Below are 19,064 nucleotides of genomic sequence, written 5' to 3'. Positions count from 1 at the left end.
AGATATTATACCATTAAAAATCATTTCGAACTAAATCGCGTCCCTTCTAGTCTAATACATCTAAGCGATAGCGAAGCTATTGCTTTTTGTTTTGAGAATATAGGTCTGTGTGATAAAATAATAACGTCATGAACATTGTACATGTAAGGGGATGTGGTAAGATTGAAGGAATACATCAGTTATTACTTTAAACCATTCTTTCTTGCAACATCGTTGTTTTTCTTATTACTTTTAAGCTTTCAATATTCATTAATTGTCGATGGTACAGAGATATATGGATGGAAAGTGCTCAAGGATGAAAATAATATCTTCACAGAGAGCACACTGCCAAAAAGGTTCTACAAGACTTTAAGGAAGCCTTCCACAGTGGTTGTAAGAGCTTTGGTAAATCATAAAGCACAAGAAGAGAGGACAACAAGATATTTATATATACCACAGATAGATACGTCATATTTTGTTGTAAAAGTAGATGGCAAAGTAATAGGTAGTTTTGGATTCTCGGAAGATAGAACCGGACATGTGTGGTATCAGCCTTTTTTATTCCAGATTCCAGAAGATTTCAAAACCATCGAATTTGAGATATCAGGAGTCTATGAAATAGGAATCGACTTTCCAGTCAAAATCGTAAACGGTTCTCAACGCACCAAATATGCTATACTCCATTTTTTGACAGTCATTATCGTTCCACTTTCAGCGGGATTGATTCTTACGCTATCTATAATACTGTACCTTCTTTCTAAGACAACGAGCGATATCAAACGGAAAATTTACTTGTCACTATCAATAGCAAGCTTCCTTGGACACTTGTGGATGTTCGATTTATTGCCATTTCCAACACTTGGAACCTTACACTCGTTTCTAATACTAAGGAAGATATTTACTGCAAGTGCCTATTTAGGTTTTGCTTTCCTGATAAAGGGGATAGTTAACCAATATTTCGATAAGGTTAGATTTGCCGATAAATTAATGATGATTCTCAATCTCTTGGCTGCTCTTTCTATTTCGTTAGCACCTTCAAATTACCATTTGAAGATACTTACAAACAATATCGCATTCCTTCTTTTTGTAAACGCATTTTATCTTATATCCGTTGCAGTAAAGACCTATTCTCCTACAATCTTTGGGTTTGTGCTCTTCTTCGTACTCACAATAATTCACGATGGTGCAGTGCTTTTCTTTTCAACGAACATGAAATTGCTTTCCCATTTTGGTATAATAGCACTCTTCTTCGGCTTTTCTTACATAATTGTCACTGAATATAGGGATATGACTGTAAGGATTACTACAACATATTTGAAAAGCATCATGGACCCTCTTACTGGTGCATACAACAGGGGTATTTTGAGCGAACTAAGACTCTCACCTAAAGATACCATTGTTTATGTAGACATGGACAAATTCAAAATGATTAACGACAACTACGGACATGAAATTGGAGATGAAATTTTGAAACTGCTAGTAAGAACTATCAAGAACAACGTTAGGACCAGTGACTGTATTGTAAGAATGGGAGGAGATGAATTCTTAGTTGTGTTAAAAGATTGTCCAGTAAGCAAGGCGAAGCAAATATTTTCCAAAGTACAAAACGAATTCACCAACTCTCATGAACTTAGACCTGTTTTTTCTTTCGGTGCTTCACAATATAATGGTAGTTTAAGTGACACAATTAGAGCTGTGGACAAACTCATGTATGAAATGAAGGCTCAAAAATCTGGTCACAAAATATAATAATATATAACTATCCGTGGTATAATAATGAACGTGGTATAAAAAAGAAAATAAAATCACAAAAGGGAAAGGAGGAAAGGGATATGAAAAGCTTCGTGATGAATATTTGGATAAACACTTGGAAAAAATTGTACGGTGAGAGTGTTGTCAATTCGCTAATCGAAGAGTTCAAAGTTGACACTTCGAAACTCATCATCCCAACACTGGACGTTCCTGATGATTTGGTCTTTCAGTTCTCTAAGAAATTAGCGCAAAGAGTTGGAAAAACATACGAAGAACTTTGGGAAGAGACCGGAAAAAACAATGTCAGGTCATTTTCGCAATTTTACCCAGGATACTTCAAAAAGGACAACTGCATGTCGTTTCTAAGTGCAATGGATGGGGTTCATAGGGTTCTTACAAGAAGGATTTCCGGTGCAAAACCACCAAGGATAATTTTCAATTATATAGACCCATATACGGCAATTATTAGATATCAATCCCACAGAGATTTCAGATATTACTTTTTGGGACTGCTCAAAGGTGCATCTGAGTTTTTCAATGACCCGATTGAAATAGAAATACTTGACCAGGGTTCTTCATCTTCGGGAAGCTTCGTCGAAGTAAAGGTCCGCTCAACGAAACCGTACGGTAAGACTATAAGCTTGAAAAGCTACCGAGCTTTGAGTTTGTGGACTTTAAAAGACTTCATTACAACCTATACAATAATATTCCCTGTATTTACATTCGTCGCCACTTTCCTTTTGACCAAATTCTTCGGACCACTTATTGGAGCAACTTTAACTTCGATACTTGCACTCATTGGCGTTATGTTTGGATTGAAAGATTTCAGAAAAGGTCTTGATGGACTAAAAGAGATTAGCAAAGTTTACAAACAAAAAGATTTTAATACTCTGGTACAAATAAAAGGTGAAAGAAACTTCGAAGAAGTCTCTAAAATTAATTCAGAGGCCATCAATGAGCTTAGAGAATTCTTAGTAGGCATCCAGGGAGACACAGAAGAACTTATGAACTTCTCCAAGAAAACCTTAGAATCTTCGGAAACGGTACTTGAACAAATCGATACCATGAAGGAACTATCAAAACAAGTTGCTGATACTGCCGTTCAAATTAGTAACGATGCTGAAAGAATTTCGGAAACCGTGGCGTCAAACGTTGATACAATTACACGAACGATAAACGAGCAAAATCAAATTATTCACGATTTAAACTTAGCTGTTGAGAAAATAATTAACGCTGCAAAGAGTGTAGAACACTCAGCAAATGGTATGAAGACTATGAGCAGTGATTTTGAAACTATAGCAAGTGAAAGCGAGCAACTAAGAAATCAAGCAAGCGCAATTATGGAAATCGCAAGCACTGTTATGAGTATCGCCGAACAGACAAACTTACTAGCTCTGAACGCCGCGATAGAAGCAGCAAGAAGTGGAGAAGCAGGAAGAGGCTTTGCTGTAGTCGCAGACGAAATAAGGAAACTTGCTGAGGAAAGTAAAGCTTCCGCTGTGAAAATCTCTCAATTTTTGTCCTCGGTTTCCAATGGAATTGATAGACTCAGTCAGAGTATAATCAAAGGATACGAAGAATTGAAAGCACAATCGCAAATACTTGCCCAAAGTGCTACTGAAAGCAAGGAGTCCAGTAACATCATCTCACAAATTACGCAACAACTCAATTCTTTGGTATCAACTCTAAACTCAGAAACTGAGAAACTCGAAAGCATAACAACAAGTATCCAAAATCTACTTGCTATTTCGGAAGAAAGTTCAGCTACTGCCGAAGAAATCAGTGCATCGATTCAGCGGTTCCTAGATGAAATAAACAATGTCTTTGCAAATGTGAAACAGACCATCAATCTTTTAAACATGATACAAGATAATTTCAAAGACATAAAAATATAAGACTTGCAAAATTTAAAAGAAAGTGGTAATATATAACGTGAATTTATACAGTCAAAAATCACTTGGGAGAGGTGAGTGAGTTGAGAAAGGGTATCCACCCAGAGATGAGGCTATTAACAGTTAAGTGTGCATGTGGTGCGGAGCACAAGATTTGGACAACAAAAGAACAACTCAAAGTTGACGTATGTTCAAATTGCCATCCACTATACAAAGGAAGTGGAGGTGTTGGATTAATAGTCGACACTGAAGGTCGTGTTCAGAAATTCAAGAAAAAGTACGAAGGCAAGTATTGATAGTTTGATATTTTTCTCCAATCTAATCTTTCAGGAGGGTTACATTTTATGGAAGTTGGCCAAGTTGTAAAAGGCAAAGTAACAGAGGTACTCAAATTCGGAGCAAACGTTGAACTAGAAAACGGAGAAAAGGGGTTCATCCATATTTCAAAGATTTCTAACCAGTATGTACAGAAAGTCGAAGATTTTCTCAAAGTTGGTCAGGAGATTGAAGCAAAGATAATAGGAAAGGGTAAGGACGGCAAGTGGGAACTATCACTCAAAGAAGAAACAACAAAGATGAGTGACGCTGAACTGAAGAAAGAAGAGTTTGAAAAGAAACTCCAAAAGTTCTTAAAAGACAGCCAAAAGACTTACTCGGAATACAAAAAGAGACTTGACAAAAAACAGGGCGTAACGAAGAGAAGATAAAGCAAGAAGGTTCATAGATAACAACTAATAAAAGGGGTGCAATGTGCACCCCTTTGTTTATGACTAACTTTTGCGTTCGTATGTCTAAAATCTGAAGGTTCTATACTGTGGTCTGTTTTTTAATCATAATCGACAAATATAATAGCAAAACAGCTGCGAGCAACTGTGTAAAGAGGGCAAGATATATAAGATAAAACCTGTTGATGGCGTATAAAATCCCAAGCACAGCACTTCCTATAAACCAGGCTACGCCAAAAATAGCGTTGAAGAACCCGTATGCCGTTCCTCTAATTTCCGAACTCACAAGCTTAGCTACTGTAGCTTTCATTATTGATTCATTTGCTCCCATGCCAATACCCCAAAGCACGGAACCTAAAAATACCGCTTCTTTTGACATTCCAAACGAGAAAAACGCGTAAAATGAGGTAATAAACGATGCAAAAGCCATGATTACTATTCCAAATTTATCAAAAAGTCTACCAAATATTAAACTTGCGAAAGCATCTACAATCATGGCAATCATGTACGCTACAGGAATTAGCACGGGAGATAATATTTTGTTGCTCTGAACATGGTAGCCAATTAGCGCAAAATCGGCGAAACCAAAAGCGATGAGAGAAATTGAGATAAGGTATAAATAAAAAGCTTTGTCAAACTTGACATTCCTTGCCTTGGACTGGTTTTTTTCCATTTTATCCGGTTCAGGTACCAGAATCCTTGCCACCGTAATAATTCCTATAGTTATCAAAGCTGGAAATAACAGAAAACCAAAGGCTTTACGATAAGCATCTACAGTTTGAAGTTTTATGTTCTGTGCAATTGTTACACTCATAATTAATGGACCAATGGTCGCACCGATTTGGTCCATGAATTCTTCTATAGCGAAGGTTGTTCCATAACCAAGTTGGCTTCCTGCAAAAGATGTAATAGTATCTTTTGCAGGTTTTCTCAAAGCCTTTCCTACGCGTTCTAAAATAATTAAAACGGCAGCTGCATACCAATGCTTTGTCAAAGCTAATGCTGGAATTACAAACAAGTTCATTGAATAACCTAGTATTGCAAAAAACCAGTACTTACGTGTCTTATCAACTAATCTTCCAGTTAAAAACCTTAGAGTATACCCTAAAAGTTCACCAAATCCTGCAATACTACTCACAACAACGGCGGACGCTCCGAGCAAGCCAAGATAAGGACCTACCAAACTCCTTGCGCCTTCGTAAGTAATATCGCTAAATAAACTTACTAATCCCATCAAAATTACAAAGTAAAGGGCTTTCCTTTTTTGAGGAAGTTCGTTATCCATGTTTAAATTCACCTCACCCATTACTGGAACTTAGTGCTCTACCTTTTCTTTGAGAATAACTTTCAGCAGAAATTCTTCAACACTTTTAATAAGGCTTTTACGAGGAATAGAATCAACCGTTGAGATAATCTCAGTTGCTGTGGAAGGTTCAATATCGTTCAAGACATCCTCTTGCTTACCTTTTTCAAAAATCTTCTCTAATTTATTAAGTAAACTGACATATTTACCCTTTGCTCTTGATAAACTTTCCCCGTTTTCCAGAATATTCATTCGTTCGCGTGCAATTAACTTACTCAGCTCCGATTTATTTAGCGTAAACTCAACGTATTTCTTGATTAGTTTCTTTATTGCTCCGGCTATACTTTTTTCATTTTCAACTTCGGGGAACAATTCTTTCTCAAGTTCCTCAATAACTCCTATCCAAACCTCTTCAAACAAAACTTCTTTGCTCTCAAAGTAATAATAAATAAGGGACTTGCGCACGCCAGAGGCCTGCGCAATGTCCTCCATACTAACACCATCGTATCCTTTTTCAGCAAACAATTTCCTTGCAGCTTCTAAGATTTTCTTTCTAGTTTCCTGCGAACGACTACTCAATTTAAGCGCCCCCGAGTTGGTCATATTAAAGTGATATAAGTTTTAAATTTCACAGACTTTATAAAGCCATCTTCTTATCAACTTTCAGCGCTTCTTCTTTGTTGGCGTATCTCTTCATCCTCGTTTCGTAGTTGTAAATACCCCTGTTAACTGGGTATCTTTCCACGTATCCGTATTCGTACCAGAGCTTATCAGCATACTTTTTCCATTCTTCTGCGAGTTTATCAAGCTCCGGAGCAAGCTCTGTAATTGTCTTTTCAGAACCTTCGTGCTGTGGAATTGCGTTGAAATTCTTAACCATCGCTCTGAAAACCTTTGGATTATCGATAATTGGACATGGTCTGAAAAGATTGTTGGAGAATGGAATTGCCCTCTTATAAGCTTCAAAGAACGGTGACTTAAATATCTCAAGCAATGTCTTTTCCCTAATGCTGTCCACTGCAAACTGTTGGAATACACATGGTTCAACATATCCTTTTGCGTTCACGTGGAAATACTTTGCACCTGCTGAGAGACAACCGTGTGTTAAGAATCCGTGGTTCCAGAAGTCTGCAACAAATGCGAACCTTCCGCTCAGCCTCATTTGTTCAGTCTTAAAGAACCTTTCATACCTTTGCTGCGGGGTTGGAACAAGGTCCATAACAGGGTCTTGACCAACAGGCATGAATTGATAAATCCACACATATTCCACACCGTTTTCTTCAAGAAAGTCCCAGAATTCATCTTTCATAATGATATCGTGGTTCATTCGTGTGGCCGTAACACTTGCTCCAAATGGAACTCCGTATCTTCTCAATCTATCCCATGTATTAAGAATTGCTCTGAAAACTCCGTGCCCTCTTCTCCAATCCGTTTCATTTTCGAACCCTTCCACGGATATAGATATTGTCGCGTTTCCAAGTTCTGCAAGTTTTTTAGCTTTCTCTTCTGTTATCAAAATTCCATTGGAGTAAATCATGAAGTAGTGCTCGCTAAATTCCTCCAATATCTCCATGAGATGTGGCCAGTAGAAAGGTTCTCCACCGGTAATAACCCAGAAGTAAATTCCGAGTTCTTCTCCTTGTTTTAAAACACTTCGAACTTCATCTTTTGTAAGCTCATACTTTCTTCCGTACAATCCAGCGTAACATCCTACACAGTTAAGGTTACATGCATAGGTTGGGCTTATAACTCCGAGTTTTGGAAGAACGACTTTGTGTTCGTGCATGAGTTTTTGCCTGAGAGGTTCACCAATAGCAAATTCATTGATGATAAGGTTATTTATAATTTTTTCAACAGCCTTAGGAGAAGATTTCTGGAAAATCTCAATCCACTTTTTAATCATTGGGTGTTCCTCTTGAGCCATCAATCCAAGTTTCTTCAAACCACTCTTTGCTGGCTCTTTACTAAATGCCGACACCGTGAACAAAAGCTTGGCAAACGTTTGAGTATCCGCTTTTCTTACAACACTGGCTACTAACTTACCGGCTTGATGATAAACCATACCTTTCAAACCACCAACTGGCATAAACTTACCCCTCCTTCTTAATATATACAGCGATATTTTATTGACCGGTCAGTCAAATTTTACACCCTATCCCTCAGAATTAATATTTCTTTTTTGTTTCAATTTAGTAACGCTTTGCAACCCGTAACATGTTTTGAAAAAAATTGACTATAATTATAGTCAAGGAGGTCAATATATGAGAGTGAAACAGGATTTTTACTCACTAGCAGAGGCAAAAGCGAAGTTTTCAAAAGTGGTTGATGATGCTCTTTCAAAGGATATAATAATCACCAGGAATGGGAAACCGGCGGTTGTAGTTGTATCTTACGATAAGTACACAAAGATAATGGACTTTGTTGACAAAGTCTGGGAGCTGTACTTGCTTGACCTCGGTGACCTTTCAGTGTTTAAAGAACTGAAATTGGAAGAAATCTTCGAAATTGAAGAAATAGAAGATACCGAAAGACATCAAAAAGAAGAGGAGGTATAAAACGTATGGCACAGGTTGACCTTGAACACGTGTGGAAGATTTACGAAGGAAAAGTGGAGGCAGTTAAAGACGCAACATTCACCGTAGAGGACAAAGAATTCGTTGTACTTCTTGGACCATCGGGTTGTGGAAAGACAACAACTCTAAGAATGATAGCCGGTCTTGAGGAAATTACAAAAGGTATTATCAAAATCGATGGAAGAGTTGTTAACGACGTTGAACCAAAAGACAGAGACATCGCTTTTGTGTTCCAAAACTACGCACTCTATCCCCATATGACGGTCTACGAAAACATGGCATTCGGTCTGAAACTTAGAAAAGTGCCAAAAGATGAGATTGAAAGACGTGTTAGAGAGGCAGCAAGGATTCTTGAAATTGAACATCTGCTCGATAGGAAACCAAGACAGCTTTCCGGTGGTCAGAGGCAGAGGGTTGCTGTTGGTAGGGCAATAGTTAGGAATCCTAAGGTTTTCTTGTTTGACGAACCTCTATCAAACCTCGACGCAAAGCTGCGTGTTCAAATGAGGTCAGAATTGAAAAAACTCCACATGCGACTTGAAGCCACTATAGTTTACGTTACACACGACCAAGTTGAAGCTATGACGATGGCGGATAAAATCGTCATAATGAAAGATGGAGTAATTCAACAAATAGGTTCACCATACGAAGTTTACAACAGACCTGCAAACATATTTGTTGCTGGTTTCATCGGCAGCCCATCGATGAACTTTATACCTGGAAAAATCATCCGCGGTGAAGGTGGTCTTTGGGTCAAGACAAGCGGACTGAAACTTAAAGTTCCAACGGAATACGAAGACAAGCTTTCAAAATACATCGACAAAGATATCATTTTCGGTATCAGACCAGAGAACATTTACGATAAAATGTTCGCAATCGCTCCAAAACCGGAAAACACCGCCGAAGTTACGGTAGATGTTGTCGAACCACTTGGAAGTGAAACACTCTTGCACGTGATCGCTGGCGAAGACAGACTTGTTGCAAGAGTTAATGCCAAAACGCAGGCAAAGGAAGGACAGAAAATAGACTTAGTTTTCGACATGAGCACTATGCATGTGTTTGACAAAGAAACCGAAAAAGAAATATTGCACTGGTAAAAACGTAAACCCTCGGATGAGTCCCGTTTGAAACATATTAAATTGTAATAGCCGCCCGTTTTTCGGGCGGCATATTCTAAAATATTCTAAATGGGGGGAGTTACTTTGCCGAATTTGTATTTTTGCATTCCAAAAGATGATGCTGTTTATTTCGATGAGCATGAGGTAACTCACATGAAAGTGATGAGACTGAAAGAAGGAGAAATCATAGAAGCCACCGACGGAAATGGTGGGAAATACAAAGTTGTGGTTAAAAAAATAGATAAATATTCAGCAGTTGGTAGTGTGATAAGCTACGAGTTCGTTGAAAGTCCTGAAGGAAGGCTTGTGCTTTTCGCACCGTCTGGTCGCTGGGAACGACTAAGGTGGACAATTGAAAAAGCAGTCGAATTAGGCGTTGATGAAATTTATGTTTTCAATAACGAGCGTGCTTCAAGACACTACGAAGACAAACAAGAGAAGCTTGAACTTGTTGTTAGAGAAGCTGCTAAGCAATGTGTTAGATACAACTTTCCTGTAATAAAACCTATAGAATTTTTAGACATTTTCTCTTTGGCACCGGAAAGCACATACATACTTGATTTTAAAGGAAGAAAAATACCAAAAAGGATATCAAAAAACGTTGGTATAATAGCAGGCCCTGAAGGTGGATTCAGCCAAAAAGAGCTTTTATTGCTGAAGAAACGATTCAGAAGCATCTGCCTTGGAAAAAAGATTTTGAGATTTGAAACCGCTATAATACTCGCAACAGGTGTTTTCAGTATGAAGTTGGGGAAAATATAACTTGTAGTAAGCTTGTCTTAATTTCAGAGCCAACTCCCAAGTTTTCTCACCTCATGAGTCAAATAGCAAATTTATCCAAAGATGCTGTGTAAATTATTTCAATTCCCTCCTTGGAAATGATGTAAATCCACCAAATATCTTTGACACGTTGTATATTGTTTGCATAAATGTTTGTGGTAAAGACTTAACCCACCTTTTCTCTACTTTGCTTCTCTTTGGATTTTTGTGTATTCCATGTATAATCTACAATGATTATTTCTGAGAAAGAAAAAATAACGATTCCAATAAACTCAGGGGTATGAAACCTTCACATAAGCACACAATTTTGGAGGAAAAAGATATGGCGAAAAAGCTTAACCCAGTGTCTATGAAAAAAGAGAATAAAAGAATCATCCTTCGATATCTCATGGAAAAAGGAAAAGCGAGTCGTGCTGAGCTTTCTAAAGAAACGGGACTTGCCCAAAGTGCCGTTTGGAGATTGATAGGTGAATTAGAAGATAATGGATTGCTAGAAGTTGTTGGTATATCTACACATATTGGGAGAAGTTCGGTGATATACGGTCCAACCAAGTCATTTGTAACATCTATTATATTCAACGTAGAGATTGCTGAAACACTTGTTGGTGTTGGATATCTCGATGGTTCATGGGAAATCGTGGATAGTTTTGATACTCAAAAAGATTTCGAAAAGTTCAGAAATATGGTAATCAACTCTTTTGAAAAAATCACAAAAGAATACCCAACACGAAATCACATATCAAAGGTTGTATTTTCACTTCCTGGAATTGTGAACTACGAGAACAAAACACTTATATGTGCCCCTAATTTAAACTGGAGGAACATAGACTTTGGAAAAGAATTTATGGAGCTTGGGATAGAAATATTCATAGAAAACGATGCAAATCTCTCGATGCTTGCTGAACGCTTCTTTTCACCGGATGTGAAAAATTCAAAAGTAGCATTTTTTCTTTACTTCGGTGAAGGAATTGGCGGGGCACTTTTGGTAAACGGCAATATCGTTCGCGGTCGGAATTCTGCAGCAGGTGAGATTGGACACGTCTCATTCTGCGAAGAAGAACTTGAAAGGTATCTTTCACTCATGAGATTGCTAGAAACTTCCGAAAACGCGATAGACAAAAGTGGTGCGAAAAACAACACTCTTCAAGAAAAGTTTCATTATCTGAAATCACTCTGGAGTGAAGGTAATGAAGAAACAAAAAAAGCTTTAGAAAGCTATATCAAACATTTGGCTATTACTCTCAAAAACATTATCTATTTTATCAACCCCGATGTTATTATTCTCGGGGGTTTGATTAACGATATGCATGAGACATTTGGCAATCTTATCGAAGAAGAACTATACAGAGTTCTGGACAAGACTTTGTTTAACACCGTTATTAGAGACACAATTTTTGAAGATGTTCCACCATCTTTAGTTGGTGCCAACGTGCTTGTTCTTGAACATTTTTTGCGGATTTTATAAAGTTTTTTTCCATCACACTTTTAAGGAGGTGTTTGTATGAGGCGATTTGGCACGTTTTTACTCTTGCTTTTGGTTCTCTCGTTAACCTTGGCGGCGGTAACATTGCCACGAGAAGAAACAGTTTATATTGCAGGAGCACTTTGGGGACCAGCAACTACCTGGAATCTTTATGCAGCACAGTCAACATGGGGAACTGATCAGTTTTTGTATCTACCAGCATTCCAGTATGACCTTGGAAGAGACGCTTGGATTCCAGTTATTGCTGAAAAGTACGAGTTTGTAAACAGTACTACTGTAAGAATTTACATCCGTAAAGAAGCAAAGTGGAGCGACGGAAGAGAGATAACCTCAGAAGATTTCATGTACACATTCCAACTTACGAAAGAACTCGGTATAGGTCCTGGAGCGGGTTGGGACAACTACATTGAATCTATAAACCGCATTGGAGCCAAAGTAGTTGAATTCAAAGCAAAGACTAAACCTCTTAACTATTTCCAATTCCTTTCATATGCTCTCGGTGCACAACCAATGCCAAAACATGTCTACGAAGGTTTAAAAGCAAAGAAAATTAACATAGGCGATTGGATTAACGACAAACCATCAGAACAAGTTGTTTCTGGACCTTACAAACTCTACTTCTACACCCCAGACATTGTTGTCTATCAAAGAATTGATAACTGGTGGGGCAAGTCCATTTTTGGATTACCAAGACCAAGGTACATTGCACATGTCATTTACAAGGACAACCCAACAGCGACACTGGCTATTGAGAAAGGCGACGTAGACTGGGCAGGATTGTTCATCCCCAGTGTTTGGGAAATGTGGCAAAAGAAGAATTTACCAGTTGGAACATGGTACAAATCCAAACCATACTTCTTACCTGATGGTGTTGGATTTGTATACCTAAACAACACAAAACCAGGACTCTCTGATCCGCGAGTAAGGAAAGCTATTGCACATGCTATCCCGTACGATGATATGTTAGAAAAAGCATACTTCGGATATGGAAGTCAAGCTCATCCGTCATTTGTCATCGACCTTTTCGAGCCAAACAAACAGTATATCAACTACGAGCTATGGAAGAAAACCTTCGGAACAGCTGATGGAAGGCCAGATTATAACCTTGACAAAGCAAAGAAGATTCTTGACGACGCAGGATACAAAGTTGGTAAAGATGGTATAAGGGTCGGACCTGATGGGAAGAAGCTTTCTTACACAATTTCTGTTCCATACGGTTGGACAGATTGGATGATGATGTGCGAATTGATAGCAAAAAGTTTGAAGCAAATAGGCATCGAGGTAATAACTGAATTCCCAGACTTCACCGTTTGGGCTGACAGGATGACAAAAGGAACATTCGACATGATTATCTCTTGGAGCGTTGGACCAAGCTTTGATCATCCATTCAACATTTACAGATTCGTTCTCGATAAAAGACTCTCTGCTCCTGTAGGAGAAGTCACCTGGGCAGGAGACTGGCAACGTTACGATAACGACGAAATAGTGAAACTTCTTGACACAGCAGTATCCACACTTGATCCAACAGTGAGAAAGAACGCATACTTTAGAATTCAGGAGATAATAGCAAAAGATATGCCGTCAATACCCGCATTCTACACAGCCCACTGGTATGAATACTCAACAAAATACTGGGTCAACTGGCCGAACCAAGACACCCCCTACTGGTTCAGACCAGCCCCATGGCACGCTGATACATGGCCAGTTCTGTTTGGAATTTCCTCTGCAAAGAACCCTCAACCAATTCCAAAATGGCTTGAAACAACAGATAAAGGTGGACTTGGTATACCAACATCAAAAATCTTCAAAGACTTACAGTTGGCAAAGAAATAATTTACAAAATTTACAAACTATCCCGGTCCCTCTCAGGGGACCGGTTTATTAAGCTACAAGTTTCTGAAACCATTAGTAAAATAAAAACCGAGGAGTGATAGACAAGATGAAATTTAAGCCTTTGTTCAAGTTTATTGGAAGACGGTTTTTATTTCTTCTACTAACATATATAGTTGCTACCACTATAGTTTTCATACTACCACGCGCAATTCCCGGTAATCCTCTTTCTCAACTTCTATCAAATTTGTCCCGTGTTGCTCAAGCAAATCCTGAATCTATTAGAGCAGCCGAAAGAGTTTTGCTTGAGGAATTCGGAATAGATAAACCGGTAATATTTCAGTACGTCAACTTCATATCAAAAGCTCTTCGAGGAGATTTGGGAGTTTCAATAACATACTATCCGAGAAAAGTAACGGACTTAATTGTACCTGTTATTCCATGGACACTTGTTCTGCTACTTCCAGCAACATTAACTGCCTGGTGGCTCGGTAACAGACTTGGAGCAGTAGCAGGCTATAAGAGAAACACGTGGATAGATAAATGGGTCTTGACATCTTCCATGATTCTTTCGCAGATTCCTTACTACTGGCTTGGGATGATTTTCATTTATCTATTCGGTGTGAAGTTGGGCTGGTTACCAGTCCAAGGTGCCTATTCCCAAGGGACAATTCCAAGCTTTAGCTTGAGTTTCATTATCGATGTTTTAAAACATTACATAATGCCGTTTGCATCGATTGTTCTCTCTGCGATGGGCGGATGGGCAATAGGAATGAGGGTTATGATAGTCTATGAACTTGGTAGCGATTACGCTCTATTTTCAGAATACCTTGGAATGGAAGATAAAAGAATATTCAAGTATGCTTATAGGAATTCTCTGTTACCACAAATCACGGGACTCGCATTAAGCTTAGGTGGAGCACTGGGTGGAGCATTAATAACGGAAATAGTTTTTAACTATCCTGGAACAGGTTACCTGCTTTTCAAGGGTCTCACAACCCTTGATTATCCGATGATTCAAGGAATATTCGTTATCCTTATCGCTTCAATCTACCTTGCAAACTTTGTTGTTGATTTTGTATATGCTTTAATTGATCCAAGGATAAGACTTGGTCAGGAGGAATGAATATGCTGCTAACAATGATAAAACCGCTTTTTAAGAACAAAAAATTCATAATTGGAATAACAATATTCCTTTTCTTTCTTTTGAGTGGGCTCTTAGGTCCATATTTTTACAAAGTCGATCCAACGCAAATGAGTTGGGATTTTGAACAATCACCATCTGCTAACCACCCGCTTGGAACAGATACATACGGACGTGATATTTTAGCACAGCTACTTCATGGTATTCGTTCTTCTCTGTATGTAGGCTTTCTTGCAGCAATAATCTCACTAGTGATAGGTTCCATTATAGGCAGTTTGGCAGCTGTTAAAAGAGGAATCATCGACGACATTTTGATGGCGATAACAAACATTGTTTTGACAACGCCTTCCATATTAATTGCTATCTTGATTGCAAGTTACCTTCGTGTTAGGAGCTTAGAAGTCGTTGCAGTTATTCTTGGTCTTTTCCAGTGGCCGTGGTATGCGAGAGCCATAAGAGCTCAGTTAATGAGTGTTATGTCTCGCGAATATGTTTACCTCTCAAAGATGGCGGGATATTCTGACTTGAGGTTGGTTGTTGAGGACCTTTTACCAACTATAGCAACATACGCATTTATGTCCTTCGTTTTGTTCATCAACGGTGGAATAATGGGTGAAGCAGGCTTGAGTTTGATAGGTCTTGGACCTACCCAAGGAATATCATTAGGACTGATGCTTCAGTGGTCGGTGCTAATGGACGGTATAAGGAGAGGACTCTGGTGGTGGTTCGTCCCACCTGGAATAGCAATCGTTGCTGTAACTGCTTCTTTGATGGTTATAAGCACCACGATGGATGAAGTTTTCAATCCACGTTTGAGGGAGGAATAAAAGTGAAGGAAGTACTATTAAAAGTTGAGAATGCTAAGGCGTATTATAAATTAGAAAAGGCCACAGTTAAGGCTGTCGACAACGTATCCTTTGAAATATACGAGGGTGAAGTTATCGGTATAGTAGGTGAATCAGGGTCTGGGAAAACTACTCTTTCCAACCTTATATTCATGAATATGCTCAAACCACTGACGTTGGTAGATGGAAAAATCTTTTTAAAAGTAGAAGGGAGATTTGAAGAAATTTCTGCAATGTCCAGGGAAGAAGTGAAACGCAGATTTTGGGGTAGGGATATAACCATTATTCCTCAAAGTGCGATGAACGCACTCATGCCCACTCTCAAAATGTCGAAATATGTTGAACATTTGGCAGAATCGCATGGTATTGAACCATCGGAACTTCTAAGGAAAGCTGAAGAAAGGTTCAAAGAAGTTGGTCTCAATCCCTTGTGGTTGAACAGATATCCATTTGAATTGAGTGGTGGAATGAGGCAGAGAGCGGTTATCGCTATTGCAACGCTTCTAAATCCTAAATTGCTTGTGGCTGATGAACCAACCTCTGCTTTGGATGTTGTCAACCAAAAGGTGCTATTGCAAGTTCTGATGCAGTTGAAAAGAGCAGGAATTGTCAAAAGTATAGTCTTTATAACGCACGATATTGCGACTATCAGACAAATAGCCGATAGAATGATAATTATGTACGCAGGAAAGATTGTGGAATTTTCTGATATGGAAAAGATATTGGAAAAACCTCTTCATCCATATACAACGGGTTTGTTGAATTCTGTTTTAACACCTGAACCAGAGATAAGGACAAGAGGTATCAGTGTAATACCGGGTGCACCTGCAAATCTTATAAATCCACCATCAGGTTGCAGATTCCATCCAAGGTGCCCTTATGCAATGGATATATGTAAAGAAAAAGAACCTGAACTAATCGAGGTTGAAACTGGTAGAAGGGTCGCATGTTTTCTCCACCAGGGGGCGAAAGAATTATGAGTAGACTAGTCGTAGAGAATCTAACAAAAACTTTTTCAATAGGATTCCTTTCAAAAAGATATATACATGCTGTAAAAAATGTTTCTTTTGAGGTGAAAGAAAGAGAAATCTTATCACTAGTTGGCGAAAGTGGTTCCGGAAAAACAACAACTGCAAAAATGATTCTAAGACTTTTTCCACCTACAAGTGGAAGAATATTATTTGAAGGTAAGGATATATGGAAAGACATTAGAAAACAGGAAGATTTGAAATGGCTAAGAAGGAAAGTTCACGCAGTCTTCCAGGATCCATTCGCAAGCTACAATCCGTTTTATCCTGTTGAAAGGACACTTTGGCAAGCTGTGAATTTACTGGAGAAGAAACCCGAAAGTAAAAAAGAAGGTCTGGAGATAATAAAAGAGTCACTTTTCAAAGTTGGAATAGACCCAAAGGATGTTCTTGGAAAATATCCACACCAGATTTCCGGTGGTCAAAAGCAGAGAATAATGATTGCAAGATGCTGGATTTTGAGACCTCTACTAATAGTTGCAGATGAACCAACTTCTATGATTGATGCATCAAGTCGTGGAGGTATAATTAAATTGCTTGAAGAGCTGAGGGAAGAGCAGGGAACCTCTATCATCTTTATCACACACGACTTAGGTCTTGCTTATTACGTTTCCGACAAAATACTTGTAATGAAGGATGGTGAAGTAGTCGAAAGCGGACATCCTGACAAGGTCGTTTTGCAACCATCTCATGAGTACACAAAACTACTTGTCGAAAGTGTTCCAAAATTATACAGAAAACTTGAAGGGTTGTGATGTTCAAATATGTTTACACGCGCTGTTTTAACTATATTTGCTTGGGCTTTCGTGCTTGAACTTTTAGTACTAACATACTATTTAGGTAAGGGACCTAAACCATTCGAGTTTTATCTAAACCTGGCACTCATGGTATTTACGACTACTGTTCTGATTTTTGTTATAACCAAGGAAAAAAAGCAAAAGGAACTCGAAGAGCAAGAAATAGAAGAAAAAAAGAAAAAAGATAAGAAATCGTAAAATTTCAGAGTAAAAAAAACGCGGAACTTAAGTTCCGCGTCAGATTGTTGACAAACCCCCACTTTTCGATAAACGAAAGGTGGGGTTTTATTATCGCCAATACAACTTTTGAGAAAAATTCTAATAAAACTTCCAAATTTTTGCCCTTCCCTGGACCTCCCTTCCCCTTTTTCCATATCCAATTCGCTAATTTTTTCATGTTAAAACATGTGCAAGTCAATAACACTTGCATGTGCACCTTTTCTATCCCCCTCAGCATCGTCACCCTCATACCGTGCTTCTCCTTCAAGTCCGCAAATACCCTCTCTATCGTCTTGCTTCTTTCTTTGTACAACTCTTTACATTCTTTCGTGTGCCTTAAATACTCTACTTCTTCCATGTATTCTTCCCATACATGTCGGGTGATTATCTTCGTGTGATTCTTACTGCTTGTACATCTACCTAAATCTTCACATTTCTCACATACCTTCGGATCCGATTTGTATTCTTTGTACCCTTTTCTGTTTGTTGTTGAGTATTCTAATATCTGCCCTTGTGGACATATGTAGCAATCGTAATATTCATCGTATACGAATTGTCTTTTTTTGAAATACCCTTCTTTGTGTTGTGCACGTGTGTATGGCATGCACGGGACTATACCTTCGTCCATCAATAGCTTACATATCGGTGGAGTCTTGTATCCTGCATCCAAAGCTGCCCTTTTCGATTTGCCAGCGTTCTTTTTGTTTTATTGAATAAGTTCTCAAACACCATGCTGTCGTGGACATTTGCTGGTGTTGTTATACAGCTTAGTATTATCCCGTTCTTATCGCATGCTATGTGTGCAGAATATCCGAACTGGTGTTCTTTTTCATTTTTGTTTATCATCCCGCTATCTGGGTCTGTCGTGCTTATTTTTATTTCCTTCAGTTTTACTTTCTCATGTGTGAAATCCAAAGGCTTCAATCCGTGTTTTTGCCTATCTTTGTTTATTTCTTCTTCTAAAGCTTGTTTGTATGTCTTGGTTTGCTCCTCTACAAATACCTTCTCGTACTTTTTCTTGTTCGCACTTGCTTTGATGTGTGTTGAATCCATGAACACGGCATCCATATTTACCAAGCCATGCTCGATTGCTTGCTGCAGTATTTTGTTGAAGATTTGCTCAAACAAATCGGTTCCTTTGAACCTACGTTCGTAGTTTTTACTGAACGTGCTGAAATGAGGGATGGTATCAGAAAACCCGAATCCGAGAAACCATCTGTATGCGACGTTTGTTTGTATTTCCTTTATGGTTTGACGCATGGATTTTATGCCGAACATATATTGGATAATGGTAATTTTAATTAACACAACGGGGTCAATACTAGGTCTGCCATTATTGAGGCAGTACTTGTCTTTGACAAGGTCGTAGATGAAATCGAAATTGATGGCGGATTCGATTTTTCTGACGAGGTGGTCATGAGGGACGAGTTGCTCGATGGAGACGGATTCGATTTGTTCTCTGCGTGATTTATCTTTGTTGATGGTCAGCATGTATATTCCTCCTACTATTTGTGTAAAAAAAAGAGGATCCTGTTTGGAAAGGATCCTCTTTTGAAGAGATTATACTTGAACAAGTTATACTTTGTCAACAGTCTG

General features: G+C 38.6%; 17 protein-coding genes and 1 pseudogene. 14 read left to right on the top strand and 4 right to left on the bottom strand.

All coding sequences use genetic code 11. The features are described 5' to 3' along the window. Nucleotides 1-153 precede the first annotated feature (153 nt). From FERPE_RS02075 to FERPE_RS02060, 4 genes are all read left to right on the top strand, one after another. Nucleotides 154-1,728, top strand: a complete 1,575-nt coding sequence (locus FERPE_RS02075) for a GGDEF domain-containing protein (protein WP_155804077.1) — start codon at nt 154-156, stop codon at nt 1,726-1,728. A gap of 83 nt (nt 1,729-1,811) precedes the next feature. After that, on the top strand, nt 1,812-3,626 hold the full coding sequence (locus tag FERPE_RS02070) for a heme NO-binding domain-containing protein (protein WP_014451025.1): 1,815 nt from the start codon (nt 1,812-1,814) through the stop codon (nt 3,624-3,626). A gap of 80 nt (nt 3,627-3,706) precedes the next feature. Continuing rightward, entirely contained in the window at nt 3,707-3,919 is a 213-nt protein-coding gene (rpmE, locus tag FERPE_RS02065; RefSeq protein ID WP_014451024.1) for a 50S ribosomal protein L31, read from the top strand. A 48-nt stretch (nt 3,920-3,967) separates the two neighbouring features. Next, nucleotides 3,968-4,330, top strand: a complete 363-nt coding sequence (locus FERPE_RS02060) for a S1 RNA-binding domain-containing protein (RefSeq protein ID WP_014451023.1) — start codon at nt 3,968-3,970, stop codon at nt 4,328-4,330. 100 nt (nt 4,331-4,430) lie between these two features. Here the strand turns inward: FERPE_RS02060 and FERPE_RS02055 are convergent, their stop codons facing one another. Genes FERPE_RS02055 through FERPE_RS02045 form a run of 3 tightly spaced genes read right to left on the bottom strand, consistent with a single transcriptional unit; the run spans nt 4,431 to nt 7,737 of the window. Continuing rightward, nucleotides 4,431-5,633 carry an MFS transporter gene (locus tag FERPE_RS02055; RefSeq protein ID WP_041262773.1) on the bottom strand — a complete coding sequence of 401 codons (1,203 nt, stop codon included), beginning with the start codon at nt 5,631-5,633 and terminating at the stop codon, nt 4,431-4,433. Between the two features lie 30 nt (nt 5,634-5,663). Then, a complete protein-coding gene (locus FERPE_RS02050) occupies nt 5,664-6,230 on the bottom strand; it encodes a TetR/AcrR family transcriptional regulator (protein WP_014451021.1) in 567 nt (188 codons plus the stop codon). 58 nt (nt 6,231-6,288) lie between these two features. Next, a complete protein-coding gene (locus FERPE_RS02045) occupies nt 6,289-7,737 on the bottom strand; it encodes a radical SAM/SPASM domain-containing protein (protein WP_014451020.1) in 1,449 nt (482 codons plus the stop codon). Between the two features lie 175 nt (nt 7,738-7,912). Between FERPE_RS02045 and FERPE_RS02040 the strand changes: the two genes are divergently transcribed. The 10 genes from FERPE_RS02040 (at nt 7,913) to FERPE_RS01995 (ending at nt 17,447) form a co-directional block, all read left to right on the top strand. Next, the gene (locus FERPE_RS02040; protein ID WP_014451019.1) at nt 7,913-8,206 is read left to right on the top strand and encodes a type II toxin-antitoxin system Phd/YefM family antitoxin; all 294 of its coding nucleotides are present in this window, start codon (nt 7,913-7,915) and stop codon (nt 8,204-8,206) included. Between the two features lie 5 nt (nt 8,207-8,211). After that, nucleotides 8,212-9,321: an ABC transporter ATP-binding protein gene (locus FERPE_RS02035; protein WP_014451018.1), complete on the top strand. Its 1,110-nt coding sequence runs from the start codon at nt 8,212-8,214 to the stop codon at nt 9,319-9,321. Between the two features lie 105 nt (nt 9,322-9,426). Then, the gene (locus FERPE_RS02030) at nt 9,427-10,104 is read left to right on the top strand and encodes a 16S rRNA (uracil(1498)-N(3))-methyltransferase (RefSeq protein WP_014451017.1); all 678 of its coding nucleotides are present in this window, start codon (nt 9,427-9,429) and stop codon (nt 10,102-10,104) included. Nucleotides 10,105-10,444: 340 nt separating this feature from the next. Then, nucleotides 10,445-11,587 carry an ROK family transcriptional regulator gene (locus FERPE_RS02025; protein WP_014451016.1) on the top strand — a complete coding sequence of 381 codons (1,143 nt, stop codon included), beginning with the start codon at nt 10,445-10,447 and terminating at the stop codon, nt 11,585-11,587. A gap of 36 nt (nt 11,588-11,623) precedes the next feature. Then, nucleotides 11,624-13,438 carry an ABC transporter substrate-binding protein gene (locus FERPE_RS02020; RefSeq protein WP_014451015.1) on the top strand — a complete coding sequence of 605 codons (1,815 nt, stop codon included), beginning with the start codon at nt 11,624-11,626 and terminating at the stop codon, nt 13,436-13,438. A gap of 106 nt (nt 13,439-13,544) precedes the next feature. Beyond that, complete coding sequence (locus FERPE_RS02015) at nt 13,545-14,561, top strand: ABC transporter permease (protein WP_014451014.1); 1,017 nt, start codon at nt 13,545-13,547, stop codon at nt 14,559-14,561. Nucleotides 14,562-14,563: 2 nt separating this feature from the next. Further along, nucleotides 14,564-15,406: an ABC transporter permease gene (locus FERPE_RS02010; RefSeq protein ID WP_014451013.1), complete on the top strand. Its 843-nt coding sequence runs from the start codon at nt 14,564-14,566 to the stop codon at nt 15,404-15,406. A 2-nt stretch (nt 15,407-15,408) separates the two neighbouring features. Continuing rightward, nucleotides 15,409-16,404 (top strand): ABC transporter ATP-binding protein, encoded by a 996-nt coding sequence (locus tag FERPE_RS02005; RefSeq protein ID WP_014451012.1) that lies wholly within the window; start codon nt 15,409-15,411, stop codon nt 16,402-16,404. Continuing rightward, the gene (locus FERPE_RS02000; RefSeq protein ID WP_041262771.1) at nt 16,401-17,207 is read left to right on the top strand and encodes an ABC transporter ATP-binding protein; all 807 of its coding nucleotides are present in this window, start codon (nt 16,401-16,403) and stop codon (nt 17,205-17,207) included. Before FERPE_RS02005 ends, FERPE_RS02000 begins: the two co-directional genes overlap by 4 nt. A gap of 9 nt (nt 17,208-17,216) precedes the next feature. Further along, nucleotides 17,217-17,447 carry a TM0026 family membrane protein gene (locus tag FERPE_RS01995; RefSeq protein WP_014451010.1) on the top strand — a complete coding sequence of 77 codons (231 nt, stop codon included), beginning with the start codon at nt 17,217-17,219 and terminating at the stop codon, nt 17,445-17,447. Nucleotides 17,448-17,451: 4 nt separating this feature from the next. On the opposite strand, the pseudogene FERPE_RS01990 reads toward FERPE_RS01995, so the two are convergent. Continuing rightward, nucleotides 17,452-18,959: pseudogene (locus tag FERPE_RS01990) on the bottom strand (IS1182 family transposase). Nucleotides 18,960-19,064 lie beyond the last annotated feature (105 nt).

The sequence above is a fragment of the Fervidobacterium pennivorans DSM 9078 genome (assembly GCF_000235405.2).
Classification (GTDB): Bacteria; Thermotogota; Thermotogae; order Thermotogales; family Fervidobacteriaceae; genus Fervidobacterium; species Fervidobacterium pennivorans.
Note: the sequence above shows the minus strand (reverse complement) of the source record. Positions and strands in the feature narration are given on the sequence as shown.